Annotated in this window: 17 protein-coding genes; 11 read left to right on the forward strand and 6 right to left on the reverse strand. The window is 45.9% G+C overall.

Annotated features, from left to right (window positions below):
* Positions 1-11: 11 nt before the first annotated feature.
* The 3 genes from FW774_RS06375 to mnmE form a co-directional block, all read right to left on the reverse strand.
* Positions 12-1169, reverse strand: coding sequence for a site-specific integrase (locus FW774_RS06375; protein ID WP_149347344.1), 1158 nt, complete (start codon positions 1167-1169; stop codon positions 12-14).
* A gap of 59 nt (positions 1170-1228) precedes the next feature.
* The gene (locus tag FW774_RS06380) at positions 1229-1813 is read right to left on the reverse strand and encodes a helix-turn-helix domain-containing protein (RefSeq protein ID WP_149347345.1); all 585 of its coding nucleotides are present in this window, start codon (positions 1811-1813) and stop codon (positions 1229-1231) included.
* Positions 1814-2059: 246 nt separating this feature from the next.
* Entirely contained in the window at positions 2060-3418 is a 1359-nt protein-coding gene (mnmE, locus tag FW774_RS06385; RefSeq protein ID WP_149347346.1) for a tRNA uridine-5-carboxymethylaminomethyl(34) synthesis GTPase MnmE, read from the reverse strand.
* Between the two features lie 170 nt (positions 3419-3588).
* On the opposite strand from mnmE, the gene FW774_RS06390 reads away from it, so the two are divergent.
* The 4 genes from FW774_RS06390 (at position 3589) to FW774_RS06405 (ending at position 7880) form a co-directional block, all read left to right on the forward strand.
* A complete protein-coding gene (locus FW774_RS06390) occupies positions 3589-3915 on the forward strand; it encodes a hypothetical protein (RefSeq protein ID WP_149347347.1) in 327 nt (108 codons plus the stop codon).
* Between the two features lie 124 nt (positions 3916-4039).
* Positions 4040-6262 carry a cation:proton antiporter gene (locus tag FW774_RS06395; protein WP_149347348.1) on the forward strand — a complete coding sequence of 741 codons (2223 nt, stop codon included), beginning with the start codon at positions 4040-4042 and terminating at the stop codon, positions 6260-6262.
* Positions 6263-6652: 390 nt separating this feature from the next.
* Positions 6653-7486 (forward strand): sulfite exporter TauE/SafE family protein, encoded by an 834-nt coding sequence (locus FW774_RS06400; RefSeq protein WP_149347349.1) that lies wholly within the window; start codon positions 6653-6655, stop codon positions 7484-7486.
* A 4-nt stretch (positions 7487-7490) separates the two neighbouring features.
* Positions 7491-7880 carry a DUF1634 domain-containing protein gene (locus FW774_RS06405; protein ID WP_149347350.1) on the forward strand — a complete coding sequence of 130 codons (390 nt, stop codon included), beginning with the start codon at positions 7491-7493 and terminating at the stop codon, positions 7878-7880.
* A 4-nt stretch (positions 7881-7884) separates the two neighbouring features.
* On the opposite strand, the gene FW774_RS06410 is transcribed toward FW774_RS06405, so the two are convergent.
* Complete coding sequence (locus tag FW774_RS06410) at positions 7885-8889, reverse strand: glycosyltransferase family 9 protein (RefSeq protein WP_149347351.1); 1005 nt, start codon at positions 8887-8889, stop codon at positions 7885-7887.
* 532 nt (positions 8890-9421) lie between these two features.
* On the opposite strand from FW774_RS06410, the gene FW774_RS06415 reads away from it, so the two are divergent.
* Both FW774_RS06415 and FW774_RS06420 read left to right on the forward strand, forming a co-directional pair.
* Complete coding sequence (locus tag FW774_RS06415; protein WP_149347352.1) at positions 9422-9745, forward strand: four-helix bundle copper-binding protein; 324 nt, start codon at positions 9422-9424, stop codon at positions 9743-9745.
* A gap of 151 nt (positions 9746-9896) precedes the next feature.
* Positions 9897-10433, forward strand: coding sequence for a ferritin-like domain-containing protein (locus tag FW774_RS06420; RefSeq protein WP_149347353.1), 537 nt, complete (start codon positions 9897-9899; stop codon positions 10431-10433).
* Between the two features lie 119 nt (positions 10434-10552).
* Here FW774_RS06420 and FW774_RS06425 read toward each other — a convergent pair whose 3' ends face one another.
* Both FW774_RS06425 and FW774_RS06430 read right to left on the reverse strand, forming a co-directional pair.
* Positions 10553-11179, reverse strand: coding sequence for a hypothetical protein (locus FW774_RS06425; RefSeq protein ID WP_187774835.1), 627 nt, complete (start codon positions 11177-11179; stop codon positions 10553-10555).
* A 117-nt stretch (positions 11180-11296) separates the two neighbouring features.
* Positions 11297-12181: a fructosamine kinase family protein gene (locus tag FW774_RS06430; RefSeq protein WP_149347355.1), complete on the reverse strand. Its 885-nt coding sequence runs from the start codon at positions 12179-12181 to the stop codon at positions 11297-11299.
* Positions 12182-12220: 39 nt separating this feature from the next.
* Between FW774_RS06430 and lepA the strand changes: the two genes are divergently transcribed.
* The 5 genes from lepA (at position 12221) to FW774_RS06460 (ending at position 16706) form a co-directional block, all read left to right on the forward strand.
* The gene (gene lepA, locus FW774_RS06435; protein ID WP_149347356.1) at positions 12221-14008 is read left to right on the forward strand and encodes a translation elongation factor 4; all 1788 of its coding nucleotides are present in this window, start codon (positions 12221-12223) and stop codon (positions 14006-14008) included.
* A gap of 86 nt (positions 14009-14094) precedes the next feature.
* Positions 14095-14973, forward strand: a complete 879-nt coding sequence (locus FW774_RS06440; protein WP_149347357.1) for a bifunctional 5,10-methylenetetrahydrofolate dehydrogenase/5,10-methenyltetrahydrofolate cyclohydrolase — start codon at positions 14095-14097, stop codon at positions 14971-14973.
* A 307-nt stretch (positions 14974-15280) separates the two neighbouring features.
* Positions 15281-15541 (forward strand): DUF6364 family protein, encoded by a 261-nt coding sequence (locus FW774_RS06450; RefSeq protein WP_149347359.1) that lies wholly within the window; start codon positions 15281-15283, stop codon positions 15539-15541.
* Between the two features lie 24 nt (positions 15542-15565).
* The gene (locus tag FW774_RS06455) at positions 15566-15988 is read left to right on the forward strand and encodes a type II toxin-antitoxin system VapC family toxin (RefSeq protein ID WP_149347360.1); all 423 of its coding nucleotides are present in this window, start codon (positions 15566-15568) and stop codon (positions 15986-15988) included.
* A gap of 34 nt (positions 15989-16022) precedes the next feature.
* Entirely contained in the window at positions 16023-16706 is a 684-nt protein-coding gene (locus FW774_RS06460) for a hypothetical protein (protein ID WP_149347361.1), read from the forward strand.
* Positions 16707-16735 lie beyond the last annotated feature (29 nt).

The raw sequence follows: 16735 nt of genomic DNA on the forward strand, positions 1-16735 counted from the left end.
GTTTTAAGTGGTTACATATCCAGTTTAATTTTATTGGCTGCTGTTCGTTTGGCTTCATCAACTATTTTGGCGTAAACCTGCGTTGTTTTCAGGTCTTTATGTCCTAACATTTTTGAAACGGTGTAAATATCCGTACCGTTAAACAGTTGCAAGGTGGCAAACGTATGTCTGAAACAATGAAAGGTAATATCCTTTGTTATTCCTGCTGCTCCAATCCATTGAAACAGGTGTTTGTTATGGTAGGCTGAATATTTAAGCCCCTCAAATACGGGTTTATCCTGTGGCATATCCTTTGGGTTTTCTGTGCCCTCTGTAAAGCTGTACGCCTGTTCTGAAATGGGCAATACCTCAACGCCTTTGGTTTTCTTTTGGTTGAAGTTCAGGAAATACCCTTGCCCGTTTATGTATTCCAGTTCGCCCCAAGTCATTTTTTGAATATCTGAAAACCTCAACCCTGTAAGTGCTGAAAATAGGGCTGCACGTTTCAATAAAACATCATTGCAAGGGGTTTTTACAAGTTTATTTAATTCCTCAATAGTTAAGTATTCCCGTCTTGTTTCGGCTGCCTTAATTGGGCTTATTTTGGCGTTCAGGTCGGTTTGTAGTATGCCGTCTTTATAAGCTTGTTTCAATGCAGCTTTTACCTTATTGAAGTATGAAACGGCTGAATTTTGTGAAAGGGTGGTTTTATTACTCCTATTGCTTTTGGTGGTAAGTAGGTATTCTTTGAAATCCTCTAAAAACTTTTCGTTGAGGTCTGCAAACTTCAATTTACCGTTGGTAAATGCTTCAATGTAATTGAGTGCTGAAACCCAATTATCGTGGTTACTTGCTTTACGTTTATTCGCTAACTTTCTGAAATATTCAACAAAACATTGTTCGCCCAATTCCTTTTTGCGTAACTGTTCTTTTTCGTATTCGCTGTAAATTTCAGGCTTATTTAAAAAGTTTTCCCGTTTTTGGCGTATGCTTTCGCCTATTTTCAGGGTTTCAGTATTGTGCTGTTTGTCAATTGGTGTTTTAGGTTTCTCATAAATGTAAAGCCCTAAAAACTCCCTGCGTGTGGGTTTGCCTGTTTCGGGGTGTGGTATCGGTGGGTAAAAGTCAAGGTACAGGCTTTTACGCCCCTTGCTTATTTTCTTTTGCCTTAAACTTACTTTTGTTGCCATTGTCTTTTATGCTATTTGTGAAAACCGTGAAAAATGTGAACGGCTGAAAAAAACTTTTTTTACGTCAATAGTTCATCAATAATCTGTTTCGGTACATAAGCGTACCAACCTTTCTTTATTTTGGGTATGCTGTTTCTTTTGATTAACTGCTGTACGGTGCTTTCAGAAACCTTGTATTTGTTCTGTACCTCTGTTAATGTGTAACAGTCTTTAATATCAAACGCCCCTGCCTGTTTCCATTCGTTGAGGTCGTTTATTTGTTGTTCAGGTATTTCAGGCTTTCCAGTTTCCTTATTGTTCAATAGCCTGTTAAGGGCTGAACGCTTAATAAGGGTACGGCTTCCAACCTTTATTTTCTTTAGGTCGCCTTGCTCAATCAATCGGTAAACGGTACGCCTACTAATTCCAACCAACTGGCATACCTCATTGATACTTAAAAACTCTTTGGCTTTCAGTTGCTCAATAGGTTGGTTTTTTATTCGTGTGGTTTCAGCGTTTGACTGCTTAACCTTTTCGGCTCTTTTACGGGCTTTGTATGCTGCCTTGCTGCATTTGTCCGAACAGTATTTAGTTACCGTTGTACGGGCTGTAAATTCCTTACTGCAATGCTGACAAATTCGTTTTACTTTAATGTTACTACTCATTTTGTGCCTGTATGTGCCTTAGTGTGTCATTATGTGTCTATGTGTGCCACAATTACCCTAAAAAAACGCTTTGAGGTACAAATAAACCTTTCAAAACGTATCAAGGTACAACAAAGGTACAAATTTGTACCGAATAAACGCATAAAATCACAAAATAAACAATAACTTTGCATCAATAAAAAAGCCCTTAATTCAGGGCTTTAAGTGGGTTTTATATTTGTTTTGTGTTTGGTTGTTTTGTGGTGGTTACTTCCCGATGCAAAACTTCGAAAATATATTATCCAGCAGGTCATCGGTGGTGACTGTGCCGGTAATTTCGCCGAGGTAGTGGAGGGCCTGCTTGATGTCCATAGCCAGGAAATCAGAGGTAACCGGGTTATCGATATTTTGCAACACCCGTTGCAGGGAATTCTCCGTTTGACGTAATGCCTCTACGTGCCGCAGGTTGGTCACCAGCGTCTCGCTGGTATTGATGTGGTGCAGGTTTACGGCATCCAGCAAGCTGCTTTTCAGCTCGTCAATACCTTCTTTCTGCTTTGCCGAAATAAACTGTGCGTTGAGCTTTGCCAGCTCATCACGTTGCTGCGGAGTGAGCAGCTCGGCCTTATTGATGAGCAGCAGGTATGGAATATGCAGTCGGGCCATATCATTTACCTGCTCTTCCATTTCAGCCAGTGTTTGCGTATTATCGGCCATGTAGATGATCAGCCGGGCCTGTTTCATTTTTTCGAGCGTACGCTCTACCCCTTTCGCCTCGATGACATCCACCGTACTGCGAATGCCGGCCGTATCCATAAAGCGGAAAATAATGCCATTGATATTGATCTCATCCTCGATGGTATCGCGTGTAGTACCCGCAATTTCGGACACGATGGCCCGCTCCTCGTTCAGCAGGGCGTTAAGCAGCGTAGACTTGCCCACGTTGGGCTTGCCGGCAATAACCACCGGCACGCCGTTCTTGATCACATTACCCAGCTCAAATGAAGCAATAAGCCGGTGCAGCACCTTCATGATCTGCATCACCAGCTCACGCAGCTGGCCGCGATTGGCAAATTCCACGTCTTCTTCCGAAAAATCAAGCTCCAGCTCGATCATGGAGGCAAAGTGGATCAGCTGCTCACGAAGCTGCTTCAGCTCGCCGGCAAAGCCGCCCCGCATTTGCTGCATAGCCACATCGTGCGAGGCTTTGGAATTGGAGGCGATGAGATCGGCCACAGCCTCGGCCTGGCTCAGGTCAAAAGCGCCGTTCAGGAAAGCCCGAAGGGTAAATTCGCCGGGTTTGGCCGCCCTGGCTCCCTGGCGTATCAGCAGGCTGATGATTTGCTGGATAATATAATTGGAACCGTGGCAACTGATCTCGACCACGTTCTCTTTGGTGTACGATCTCGGCGCTATATACAACCCGGCAACCACCTCGTCAATAATAGCGCCGTCCTCCACAATACGACCGAAGTGCAGCGTATGCGATGCCTGCTCCAGCAGGTTCTTCCCCGAAAAAACCCGGTTGACAACGGCAATAGCGTCCGGCCCGGAGAGGCGTATCACGCCAATTGCCCCGCTGCCCGGCGGGGTTGAAAGTGCTACAATAGTATCTGCAAGCTGCATGTTCTTATACGTTAAAACAAATCGTAAAAGTAGGATTTATACCACACATCCGTTTCATTATTTTATCATAAAATACCAAAAAGTCCCTCATTAAGCCTGTTTTGAGTATATTTAGCCCAATGAGCAAAATTACCGGGTTTAAACTGTTTACGTTACTGTTTTTAACGTGTATGAGCATAAACGCTCTCGCCGCAAAAGCCAGTGTTCAAAAACAACCCGTTTTGCAGAAATCCGGCCCTGTACTTCAGGCCAAGCCCATCATAACCAACGCATTACCTGCGCCCAGCACTTCCGATGAACAGTTAGTGCTGTTATCGCATTTGCGCCAGGCGCATATCCCGGCACATCATCCGTATGCTAATTCCCCCGATTTATGGTGTATTACCGTCAGGCAGCCCGTACCGCTGCCCGGCAAAATCAGTTCCGCCGATACAGCCCTGCATACCACTCCTGCATATAACTACGCTGTTTTATTTCCGGCGCACGAATTCAGCTAAGACAATAGCTTTTACATCAACCTTTGACAGGAAGCGCCAGCGAAAAAAACAGTAACGCACTGGCTGCCTGTTACTTTTAAATAAATAGTATATTGCATTTAATTTATTTTTTTGAAGATACGTTATGATTCATTTGCCCGAACTGATCGTTGACCTCGGACTCATCCTGGCCGCAGCCGGGGTAGTCACCCTGCTGTTTAAAAAAATCAAACAACCCATTGTTTTGGGATATATTATTGCCGGCATCTTTGTTGGCCCGCATTTTACCTTACTGCCCACCGTTGCAGAAGAAAAAAGCATTTCGATATGGGCTGAAATCGGGGTCATTTTCCTGCTTTTCAGCCTGGGACTTGAATTCAGCTTTAAAAAGCTCGCCAAAGTAGGCGGCGCTGCCTCGGTAACCGGTATCACCGAAGCCGTATCCATGCTGCTGCTGGGATATCTTGTCGGCAGCCTGATGGGCTGGTCGACCATGGACAGCATTTTCCTGGGCGGCATTCTCTGCGTTTCGTCCACAACCATTATCATCAAAGCGTTTGACGAGCTGGGCGTGAAGCATAAACGGTTTGCCAAACTCGTCTTCGGCGTGCTTATTGTAGACGACCTGGTAGCTATTTTACTGATGGTACTGCTTTCTACCCTGGCCGTGAGCCAGCAATTTGCAGGCTCCGAAATTATGCTTTCGGTATTAAAATTCGGCTTTTTCCTGGTATTGTGGTTTTTGGGAGGGATTTTCCTGGTTCCTACCTTCCTCAAACGCACCCGCAAGCTGATGAACGATGAAACCATGCTCATTGTATCGTTAGCTTTATGTTTACTCATGGTGATGCTTGCCGTGAAAGTCGGCTTCTCTCCCGCCCTCGGCGCTTTCATTATGGGGTCTATCCTGGCCGAAACCACGCAAGCCGAGCACATCGAGCATCTCACCAAATCGGTAAAGGATCTGTTTGCAGCCGTTTTCTTCGTATCGGTTGGGATGCTGATCGACCCACAGGTGCTGGTTGAGCACGCCGCAACAATTATTATCGTGGTACTGGTTACCATAGCTGGTAAATTCCTGAGCTCTTCCATCGGCGCTTTAGTGGCGGGACAGCCTTTAAAAGTGGCCATACAAGCCGGCCTGAGCCTGGGGCAGATCGGTGAATTTTCATTCATCATTGCCAGCCTCGGCCTTACCCTGCATGTAACCAGCAACTTCCTGTACCCGGTGGCTGTGGCTGTATCGGTAATTACCACCTTTACTACACCTTACCTCATGAAATTCTCGGGGCCATTGGCTGCCGGTATCGAGCGCATGCTTCCACAGAAATGGATAGACGGCCTGAACCGTTACAGCTCAAGCACAGAAGGTATTGCCCAAACCAGCGACTGGAAAATGTTATTGCGGGCTTATCTCATAAATTTTATCACCCACTCGGTTATCCTTACCGGGATATTGTTCCTGGCGAAATATTACCTCTATCCGTTCATTACCACCAATATCGGTGCAGGGCTTAATGGCATCCTCATCGGAATCGTTATTTCCTTCATCCTGATGGCGCCCTTTTTATGGGCATTTGCCTTGCGGCGGATCGAACGCAAAGCCTATTCGCACTTATGGCTCAACAAGCGGTATTCCCGCGGGCCACTGATAGCCATTGAAGTAACCCGTATCCTGCTGGCGATATTATATATTGGTTTCCTGCTTAACATCTTCTTAAATGCTACCTGGGCTATTATCATTGCACTAATGGCCATTATACTGGCCATCATCGTGTTTTCTAAAAAGCTACAGGCATTTTATAACCGGCTGGAAACCCGTTTCCTGCTTAACCTGAACGATCGTGAAAACCAGAGGGAAAAAACGGCCATTATTCCCTGGGAAGCCCACCTGGCCGAGATGCAGGTAGCTCCCGAATCGCCTTTGACAGGGAAAACGTTAGCCGAACTGGCCATTCGCGAGCGTTATGGTGTCAGCATTGCACTGATTGAGCGGGGAAAGATCAGCATTCCAACGCCCAACCGCGATGAGCAGCTATTCCCTTATGATAAGCTGACCGTTATCGGTACCGACGAGCAGCTTGCCCACATTAAGCAGCTTGTTGAAGACCACAGCGTTTACAGCGAAGATACACAAGCGGCCAAAAAAGACCTTGAGCTGCAAAAAATCACCATCACAGCCCATTCGGCCATTTGCGGGCAAAGCATACGCGATTCCGGCATACGCGAACGTACACAAGGCCTGATTGCCGCGATAGAGCGCAATAATGAACGTATTGTCAACCCGGATTCCTCGCTGGTATTCCAGCCGGGAGATACGCTATGGATTGTTGGCAACCGCAAACGGATCATGGAAGCATTGAGTTAAAAGTTGTAAGTTTTACGTTGTAAGTGGCTTATGGCTGATGGTTCATGGCTTATAGTCTGAAAGTTGGGAAAGACCAAAAGCCCGGAAGCGGGAATAAAAGTTTTACGTTATACGTTGTAAGTTGTACGTTTTAAGTGGCTTATAGTCTGAAAGTTGGGAAAGACCAAAAGCCCGGAAGCGGGAATAAAAGTTTTACGTTGTAAGTTTTACGTTGTAAGTGGCTTATAGCCGATGGTTCATGGCTTATAGTCTGAAAGCCGGGAAGCAAAAACGTGTTACGAGTTATGAGGCCCGTAACACGTAACTCAAACCCGCAACAATCAAACAATTTACACCCGCTACCTAATACCACCCGAAAGGCTTCGTAATTAAATAGCTACCTTTACCGCAATGACCATACTTACATTCACCTTACTGATACTGGCCGGTGCTGTTGTAGCAGGCTTTCTGGGTTCGCTGACCGGTCTGGGCGGCGGTGTGGTGATCATTCCGCTGCTTACGCTGATCTTTCATGTGGATATTCGCTACGCCATCGGGGCATCGCTGGTAGCGTCTATAGCCACCTCATCAGGTTCGGCAGCAGCTTATGTAAAAGAAGGAATTACCAATATGCGACTGGGCATGTTCCTGGAAATTGCCACTACAACAGGCGCTATTGCCGGCGCCTTCCTGGCGGCATATACCCCAACCCATGTAGTGGCCATCATATTCGGGCTGGTGCTCATTTTTTCGGCAATCACATCCGTTCAGAAAAAAACCGATCACCTGGAAACGACAAGTAGTCCATTGGCCAGGAAGCTACGCTTAAACAGCACGTATCCTGACGAAGGTAAAACCGTAGCTTACTCGTTAAAAAACGTTCCCGGAGGTTACCTGTTAATGACCGTTGCGGGAATCATATCCGGACTTTTAGGCATCGGCTCCGGAGCCTTAAAAGTGCTGGCGATGGACACGGTGATGCACGTTCCGTTTAAGGTTTCAACCACTACCAGTAATTTTATGATCGGCGTTACAGCGGCAGCCAGCGCTGTGGTGTACCTGCAACGCGGCTATATTGAGCCGGGACTGGCCCTGCCTGTGATAACCGGGGTGCTGGCAGGTTCGGTACTGGGCTCAAAGCTGCTTGTTAAAGCCCATACCAAAAGTTTACGGATTGTATTTTGCACGGTGATCAGCCTGTTGGCGCTGGAAATGATCTATAATGGTTTAACCGGGAAAATTTAAGTATATGCACACACCATCGCGACGTAAAGACAAAGACATTCAACAATTTATTGGTACACTGCTGCGTCTTGGCGTAGTTATTTCGTGCCTGGTTGCTATTGCCGGCGGAATTATCTACCTGTATTTGCATGGCGCCGGGAAGCCTGAATACCATATCTTCAAAGGCGCTGCACAACCCATGCGCTCACTGGATGGCATTATACAAAGCGCCTCACAATATCATGGCCGGGGTATTATCCAGTTGGGAGTTGTTATCCTTATCGCCACCCCTATCTTGCGGGTTTTCTTTTCAGGACTTGCCTTCACGCTCGAAAAAGATTACCTGTATACCTTTATCAGCCTGCTGGTATTGGCTATTATCCTATTCAGCATGTTTGAAAAGCTCGGAGGCTGATATTTCATCCGGCTTTACGCCCGGCCGCCGGCAACAATAAAATCTTTAAATCGTTCAAAACCAGCTCAAAATCAGGCGTTACGGTCCAATCGGTAACCCGGTGCAATTTGCCGTTAAGCGGAGCCCAGCGGCCCGGCTCGCCATCCATACTGATCACGATACTCGGCGTTTCCAGGGCAGCCGCTATATGCGATACGCCCGTGCAATTTGAAATCAGCGCAAAAGCATTTTTGATAAGCACAGCCACAGCGCCCAGGCTGGTTTTGCCGGCGGCAATTAACGGCTTATGCCGCATGTGTCGTTGAACTTCGGCCACAACAGGCAGCTCGCTTTCTGTACCGGTAATTACAACACGCAATCCCTGCCCGATACAGTAATCAGCTAAAGCGGCAAAATAAGCCGGCGGCCATTGTCGCCAGGCTCCCCGCGAACCGGGATGAACACATACATAATTTCCAGGCTGTACCGGGAGATCTAACCGGTAAAAATCCTGGTAATCGTTCTCGGTGAGCGGAAATTCCAACGCTGTATCACACGAAGCTATGCCCAAATGCGCCATCAGGCGGAGATGCCGCTCAATTTCAGATCCGGTATCTGGGTAACGAAGAAACAAACCATTCTGCGGGTAATAATGCTGACCGGTAAAAAAGCCGGCAGTGTACCGGGCGCCAAATAACTCTACCATTGGATTGACTATAGAACCGTTACCCTGCATCTGCAAGGCCAGATCGTATTTATTAGCCTGCACTTCTTGCAGAAACCGGGTAAATGCCTCAGCATCCACCGGCTGTTCCGGTAACCCGGGATAACCGGGAAAATGTATGAAGTTATCAAAATAACCGGCGAACCGTTCGGTTAATGATCTGGCCCAGGGTAATCCGGCAAGGGTGATCTCAGCTTTGGGAAAAGCGCTTCTGAGTACCCGTACTGCCGGGATAGCGCACAGCATATCGCCTAACTGTAATGCCCGGAATATGATGATCTTCCTGATATTTTTTAATGTGCTCATAAGATAATGCTATAATTAGTTAAGCCTGGATTAACTGGTATTAACGATCGCATAGGCGCCAGATCAAGAGTAAATCCTCCCCTGCTCCCCGCCAACTGGCGGGGGGACATGCAAGCGCCCTAACCTGCCTAACTTTTGTAAAATTAGTATCGAACTGTGCCTGTCCTCCGCCAACTGGCGGAGGGCGTGTTGGCAATGTGCATAGGGAGGAGGAGGTACTTTTATTACTACAGAGTACATTTCTTTATTAACTTGATAGAAATGGCTGAATTTCGCTGCATTCAACTTTTAACGTTTCACTTAACAATAGAGATAACTTTTGCAGGTAAAATGTTTGCCAGTAAGCGGCATTTCAGGTGATTATTCCCATTACACGTAAAAATACGTACCCTCCCGCGAGAACTACCTGAATTTAACGCATCCGGGTTTTGCGGTTAACAAAAACCTGCGGGATATGTTTAAGCTATGATCTATTCTAACTCCACCGTAAGCTTGTCACGTTTTATTTTTTATACGCTTAAACTATAACTTTATGGGTTACCACGAAAACAAATCCTGTATTGAGGCCTGTTTGGCATGTGCCGCAGTATGTAATCATTGTGCATCATCCTGCACTCAAGAACAAGACGTAAATATGATGGCCCGTTGTATTGACCTGGACATGCAATGTGCCGCGATATGTTATGCCGCAGCGCAGCTTATGAGCCTGGGAAGCGACAAAGCCCCTGAGATTTGCCGTATCTGTGCCGATATCTGCGAAGCTTGTGCCGAAGAATGCTCAAGACACGATAACGACCATTGCCGCGAATGCGCTAACTTGTGTAAGCAATGTGCTAACGAGTGCCGGAAAATGTAAACAAACAGAATGGCTTGACCTGCATTTTAAGTATTTACCACGTCTAAACAGGTAGTTATTGTACAAACCGGCCTGCTGAATTACTTGTTTTAATGTAAGAGTTGTTCGTTCAGCTCTCACATTAAATCACAACATTAAAAATAACTCTGCTATGGAAACACAAACAATGAATGCACCCGCTGCAACCGATTCAAAACTGAAAGAATTCTTTACCGACCAACTGGCCGATATTTACTGGGCCGAGAAAAAACTGGTTAAAGCCCTGGGCAAGCTCCAGGAAGCCGCTACTTCCAGCGAGCTTAGCAATGCCTTTAGCGATCATTTAGAGCAAACCCGCAACCATGTTACCAGGTTGGAAGATGTATTTAACCTGGTCGGCGAAAAAGCAAAAGCCCAAAAGTGCCCGGCAATGGCCGGCATTATCGATGAAGGTGAAGACATTATTGACGAAACGGAAGAAAATACCGCACAACGTGATGTGGGTCTTATTTTCGCCGGCCAGAAAGCCGAACATTACGAGATTGCTACTTACGGTGGATTGATCACGCTGGCTCAGACATTGGGCTACAGTGACGCCGCCGATGTGTTAAAGCAAACGCTGGCCGAAGAAAAAGAAGCCGATGCCCTGCTGACACAAATTGCCGAGAATAGCGCCAATATCGAAGCCAGCCAGGAGCCTAACGAATAATTGTTTTAACACTCCAATAATCATCCCGGAGCACAGGTTCATCTATCCGCCTAACAGGACCTGGCCCGGGATGATGTGTTTTAGCATCTTATCATTCATTGCTCATTCAATCGCACACATTACTCCCGAACGATTTTCTTCTTAATCATGTCATCGATCAGCGTATTACTTACCTCCGATGCCAGTGTCTGTGCACTTGACGGATCAAACGATTTGGTTTGTGCAGAGTATTCAAGCTTATCCGCCGACAGGTTATAAAAATTAGCCTCAAGCATATAATTGGTAGTTACCGAATAATAACCCGGATTGTACAGGCGGGTATAAACCGTATGATAATAACCCCAGAAGCGGTTATAATACGTATATGGCACATAACTTACCGAGCCGGGTGTATAACGCTTTTCCTTTTCTTTATCCAGCAGGGCGATAGTGAAAGCGCCATCGTACCCATTACGCCTGATACGATTGAGCGCTGCCTGCTCATCCGCCGCTTCAAAAGCCTTAGGGCCGTACTCGGCGTAAGCCGAACCTGCATTTATTCCATGCGACTTCAGGTTGGTTACCATTGCATTTTCCACGCTTTCGCGGATGTCGCGATCTTTTGCTCCCATCAGGGCTATAACCAGGATTTTGTTATAACGTTGCAAGGTACCGTCGGGCGCTTTCCACGAAGATACCAGTTGCGTGCTGCTACATCCCGCACTCAGCACAAAAAACATTCCGATACTATAAATCAGCTTTTTCATAATAGATGGTATTAACTTCATTATTAACAGTTTAAGCGGTTATTGGTGTTAATAAACAGCATTTAATTTTTGCTATCGCAGAACAAAATCTATCTCTTAATTTACTTTGCACGACCGTTACAGCCATGTATTCAGGCAAGCGCTTAACTGGCTGAGATATCCCCTGCCAAATAAATTTACATGTACCAGTAAAGGATATAAATTCCACAATTGGCTTCGCTCCTGCCAGCCCTTTTCAAGCGGGAAAGTTTCCTGGTAAGCCCGGTAAAACGCCGTATCAAAACCACCGAACAACAAGGTCATGGCAATATCCGTCTCCCGGTATCCATAAGCCACCGCCGGGTCAATCAGGAACGGAACACCCGCACGGTTAACCAGGTAATTGCCGCTCCATAGATCGCCATGCACTAATGCCGGCGGCTCTTTAGGGTATAGATTATCCAGTCGCTTGTACAATTCTTCAAACTTCCTGTACATCGCGGCATCCAGTAAATGCTTGTCAAGAGCCAGCTTCACCTGCGGTTCCAGGCGCTGGTGAATAAAGAAATCGCTCCAATTCAAAGCAGGCGTATTTGCCTGCTTCAGCGAACCCATATAATTATCGAAGTCCAGGCCAAAATGAGTGTGGGTACACCGGTGCATCCCGGCCAGTTGCCGGCCCAGTAGTTCAGACGATTTCTTTGTTACCGGTCCACGTTCAATCCATTCCAATAATAAAACCTGCGAAGCCCCTAATGTATCCACATATAGCACTTCCGGAATACGGATAGCTTCTGCAGACCGTATGAGCATCAGCCCTTTCGCTTCGCTGGCGAGCATATCCGGGTAACGATACGCATCATTCAGTTTCAGGAAGAAACCGGCATCGCCATATTGCAAACCGTAACTCTGGTTAATATCGCCGCCGGCTACCCGTTGTATGCCGGTCAGCTTTGTAGATATCAGCCCTTTACGGGATAATATCTCCGTTACAGGGGCGGTTATTTCTTCCGGTAAAAACATCGGATGAAATTAGCGCTAAAAATTTATCTTTGCGCAAAGATGAAGCACATTCGGAATTTTTGCATAATTGCACATATAGACCACGGAAAGAGCACTTTAGCCGACCGTTTATTAGAATATACCAACACCATTACACAACGTGAGGCGCAGGCGCAGCTGCTTGATGATATGGATTTGGAACGTGAGCGTGGAATTACCATTAAAAGTCACGCCATCCAGATGAATTACACGCTTGACGGGGAGGATTATGTGCTGAACCTGATCGACACACCGGGGCACGTGGATTTCTCTTACGAAGTGTCACGCTCTATCGCTGCCTGCGAAGGCGCATTATTGATTGTGGATGCCTCGCAAGGCATACAGGCGCAAACCATTTCCAACCTGTACCTGGCGCTTGAGCACGACCTGGAAATTATCCCCATTCTGAATAAAATGGATCTCCCGGGTGCCATGCCCGAAGAGGTAAAAGACCAGATCATTGACCTGATCGGCTGCAAACGTGAGGAAATTATTCCTGCCTCCGGCAAAACCGGCATGGGTGTTGACAGCATCCTGCGGGCCATTATCGAACGCATCCCCGCTCCTGTTGGTAATCCCAAGGGGGAATTACAGGCGCTGATCTTTGACTCGGTTTTCAATTCTTTCAGGGGTATTATTGCCTATTTCAAGGTTGTTAACGGCGAAATCCGTAAAAACGATAAGGTTAAATTCATCAACACCGGCAAACAGTACCTTGCTGATGAGGTTGGCGTACTCAAACTGAACATGCAACCCCGCGACGTGATCAAAACCGGGGATGTGGGATATATCATTTCGGGCATTAAAGAGGCCCGTGAAGTGAAGGTTGGCGATACCATTACGCAGGTTGAACGACCTGCTAAAGACGCCATACAAGGCTTTGAGGAAGTAAAACCGATGGTGTTTGCCGGTATTTACCCGGTTGATACCGAAGATTACGAGGAGCTCCGCGAAAGCATGCACAAATTGCAGCTTAACGATGCGTCTATTGTTTTTGAGCCCGAAAGTTCGGCGGCGTTAGGATTTGGTTTCCGTTGCGGATTTTTGGGTATGCTGCACATGGAAATTATCCAGGAGCGGCTGGAACGGGAGTTCGACATGACGGTAATTACCACCGTTCCGAACGTATCGTACAAGGCATTTACCACCAAAGGCGATGAAATACAGGTCAACAACCCATCCGATTTGCCTGACCCCAGCAAGCTGGATTACGTGGAAGAGCCTTATATCAAAGCTAACATTATTACAAAATCCGAATTTGTTGGCCCGGTGATGTCGTTGTGTATTCAAAAACGGGGTGTTATTGTTAACCAGTCGTACCTGACGTCTGACCGTGTGGAGCTGGTTTTCGAGATGCCTATGGGCGAAATCGTGTTCGATTTTTACGACCGGCTTAAAACCATTTCAAAAGGTTACGCCTCGTTTGATTATCACCAGATCGGTTACCGGCAATCGGATCTGGTACGGCTGGATATCCGCCTGAACAGCGAACCCGTAGATGCCCTGTCATCGCTGATACACCGCAGCAACTCCTATGAGTTTGGTAAGAAGATTTGCGAGAAGCTCAAAGAGCTGTTGCCCCGTCAGCAGTTTGAAATTATCATCCAGGCATCTATCGGAGCCAAAATTATCGCCCGCGAAACGGTAAAAGCTCTCCGCAAGGATGTGACAGCCAAATGTTACGGCGGTGATATTTCGCGTAAGCGTAAATTATTGGAAAAACAGAAAAAAGGTAAAAAACGCATGCGCCAGGTTGGGAACGTAGAGATCCCGCAATCGGCGTTCATGGCGGTGTTAAAGTTAGATTAAAAACAGATGTGAGATTTTAGATGTGAGATTTTAGAAGCTAATGCCCTTGTCTCATATCTAACGTCTCATATCTCATATCTCATTCTATGGAATTATTAGACGGAAAACTTGTTTCAGAGAAAATCAAATTAGAAATAGCCGAAGAAGCGGCGCAATTTTTGGCCAGCACCGGTCGTAAGCCGCATTTAACAGCCATTTTGGTAGGCAACGATGGAGGCAGCGAAACCTATGTGGCCAGCAAGATGAAAAACTGCGAGAAGGTTGGCTTTCAATCTTCGCTGGTGCGATATGATAATACCGTAACCGAAGCGGAGCTGCTGAACAAAATCCGCGAAATTAATGCCGATACCGGCGTTGACGGGCTGATTGTACAATTACCCTTGCCCAAACACATCGACCCTGAAAAGGTAACCGAAACCATTGATTACCGTAAAGATGTGGATGGCTTCCACCCGATTAACCTGGGCCGTATGGTGCGTAACCTGCCTTGTTTCATTCCCGCTACGCCTTACGGCATTTTGCTGATGTTACAAGCGTATCATATTGATACTACCGGCAAACATTGCGTAGTGGTTGGTCGCAGCAATATTGTGGGCACACCCATGAGCATCCTGATGGCCCGGAACGCTAACCCAGGCAACTGTACGGTTACCCTGACCCACAGTAAAACCAGGGATCTGAAAGAACAGGTTCTGCAAGCTGATATTGTGATTGCCGCCATCGGCAAAAAGAACTTTATTACAGCCGATATGGTAAAACCCGGCGCCATTATTATTGATGTGGGCATTAACCGCGAAACTTCCACGCAAACCAAATCGGGCTATAAGCTGTACGGCGATGTGGACTTTGAGCATGTAGCTCCCAAGGCATCGTACATCACCCCTGTTCCCGGCGGCGTAGGCTTGATGACCATTGTTGGCTTGCTTAAAAATACGCTGGCATCGGCTAAAGGGGAAATTTATTGACAATGGACAGTTGATAGTGGAGAATGGACAATGGACAGATGATAATTGATAATTGATAATGGACAGATGATAATTGATAATTGATAATGGACAATTTGCTTGCGCTCGTTTGCAAAACGAGTGCATAACTATCCGGCGTTTGTAACGCCGTAAAAACGCTACAAGAAATTTCGACTGAAGGCACAAAGCAGAAGACAGACTACATAGTATTTTATTGATTATCAACACTAAATAAATTTAATAAAAATTACGTATATATTTTTTATTCCATACGTAAAGTATTATATTTGTGTAAAGTTAAACACGTATGGATACCAAAGTAACCCTAAGTTTTGATGAAGAGGTTGTCCGCAAAGCGAAAAAATACGCTGCCGATAACAACATCAGCCTGTCAAGGCTAATTGAGTTTCTGCTTACCAAGGTTACCACTAAAGAATATGCAAACCTTGAAGAGTACCCTATTTCAGATTGGGTATACCAGGTTGCCGAAGGTGAGGTAGAATATAAACGGGCACCTAAAAACAATGAAAAGTCTCTCAAACATGAGTTTTTTGAATCTAAAAAATAATAGTTTAGTTCACTACCTTATCGCATGAGGATTTTCCTGGATGCCAACGTTCTTGTATCTGTACTTAACAAAGAATATCCCTTATTCACTTTCTCGTCACGTATTGTAAGCCTTGCATCAAGCCCTGCTTACGAAGTTTATACTTCGCCGATTTGCCTGGCTATCGCCTTTTACTTTGCCGAAAAAAAGCATAAGGCCGTGCTTGCCAAACAGAAAATAGACCTGCTGTGCAATTATCTGAACATTGCACCCAACTCCGCTCCGGGCGTAGGCTACACGCTTCAAAATAAATCCATACATGATTTCGAGGACGGTTTGGAATATTACGCAGCCAAGGAAAATAAATGCCATTGCATCATTACTGAAAATACCGGCGATTTTTACTTTTCTGAACTGGAAGTACTCACCTGCAAAGATTTTTTTGAAAAGTATATGGTGAAGTCATGAGCCTGCTAAAAAAGAATTATATTAGATGCTGCAAATGAAACATAGCCAATCATATCTCCGGATTGCCGCAGTTATGCTGATCACAGCTCTCACCGTGCTGGGATGCAGTAAATCTAAAAACCTGGCTCCGCTCGACCTGGAGAAGGATTACTTTCCATTAACGGTTGGCAGCAACACCGTTTACGCTGTCGATTCTACCGTTTATAACGATTTTAACAATACGGTTACTACCTATACCTTTGAGCTGCGGGATTCTGTAGCCCAGGATATTTCAGAAAACGGATACCAGGAAGTACGGATTGAGCGCTACAAGCGTAAGGACGGTACGGAAGCATGGACGTTCCAGAAAACCATTTCGCGAAAGCTGATTGATGTCCGGGCCGAAGAATTTATTGATAACCAACGGTTTGTACGGTTGGTATTTCCGCCACAGCTTAGCAGGGTTTGGAATGGCAATACCTATAATAATATCGGCGCCCAGGAGTACATTATTACTGCCAGCGGAAGCAGTCAGACCATTAACGGTATCAGTTTCGACCAAACTGTTGATGTCAAGGAAATTGATGAAAACAATCTTGTACGCGAGGATTACGCGGTGGCTACCTACGCCAAAAACGTTGGTCTGATCAGACGTGAAGTAAAGGCTGTTGATAAAAACATCAGCACCGGCCAGATAACCCGCGGATACAGTTATATCCTGCAAATCAAATCTTTTTAAAACCGGCTAAGCTTATCTTTTATTTTAAT

It is taken from the genome of Pedobacter sp. BS3, assembly GCF_008274585.1.
GTDB lineage: Bacteria > Bacteroidota > Bacteroidia > Sphingobacteriales > Sphingobacteriaceae > Hufsiella_A.

Coding starts and splice junctions, on each gene's coding strand:
- FW774_RS06375 (WP_149347344.1), bottom strand. CDS start 1,169: ATGGCAACAAAAGTAAGTTTAAGGCAAAAGAAAATAAGCAAGGGGCGT.
- FW774_RS06420 (WP_149347353.1), top strand. CDS start 9,897: ATGGAAACACAAACAATGAATGCACCCGCTGCAACCGATTCAAAACTG.
- mnmE (WP_149347346.1), bottom strand. CDS start 3,418: ATGCAGCTTGCAGATACTATTGTAGCACTTTCAACCCCGCCGGGCAGC.
- FW774_RS06460 (WP_149347361.1), top strand. CDS start 16,023: ATGAAACATAGCCAATCATATCTCCGGATTGCCGCAGTTATGCTGATC.
- FW774_RS06430 (WP_149347355.1), bottom strand. CDS start 12,181: ATGTTTTTACCGGAAGAAATAACCGCCCCTGTAACGGAGATATTATCC.
- FW774_RS06455 (WP_149347360.1), top strand. CDS start 15,566: ATGAGGATTTTCCTGGATGCCAACGTTCTTGTATCTGTACTTAACAAA.
- FW774_RS06400 (WP_149347349.1), top strand. CDS start 6,653: ATGACCATACTTACATTCACCTTACTGATACTGGCCGGTGCTGTTGTA.
- FW774_RS06450 (WP_149347359.1), top strand. CDS start 15,281: ATGGATACCAAAGTAACCCTAAGTTTTGATGAAGAGGTTGTCCGCAAA.
- FW774_RS06380 (WP_149347345.1), bottom strand. CDS start 1,813: ATGAGTAGTAACATTAAAGTAAAACGAATTTGTCAGCATTGCAGTAAG.
- FW774_RS06395 (WP_149347348.1), top strand. CDS start 4,040: ATGATTCATTTGCCCGAACTGATCGTTGACCTCGGACTCATCCTGGCC.
- FW774_RS06425 (WP_187774835.1), bottom strand. CDS start 11,179: ATGAAAAAGCTGATTTATAGTATCGGAATGTTTTTTGTGCTGAGTGCG.
- FW774_RS06440 (WP_149347357.1), top strand. CDS start 14,095: ATGGAATTATTAGACGGAAAACTTGTTTCAGAGAAAATCAAATTAGAA.
- lepA (WP_149347356.1), top strand. CDS start 12,221: ATGAAGCACATTCGGAATTTTTGCATAATTGCACATATAGACCACGGA.
- FW774_RS06410 (WP_149347351.1), bottom strand. CDS start 8,889: ATGAGCACATTAAAAAATATCAGGAAGATCATCATATTCCGGGCATTA.
- FW774_RS06415 (WP_149347352.1), top strand. CDS start 9,422: ATGGGTTACCACGAAAACAAATCCTGTATTGAGGCCTGTTTGGCATGT.
- FW774_RS06405 (WP_149347350.1), top strand. CDS start 7,491: ATGCACACACCATCGCGACGTAAAGACAAAGACATTCAACAATTTATT.
- FW774_RS06390 (WP_149347347.1), top strand. CDS start 3,589: ATGAGCATAAACGCTCTCGCCGCAAAAGCCAGTGTTCAAAAACAACCC.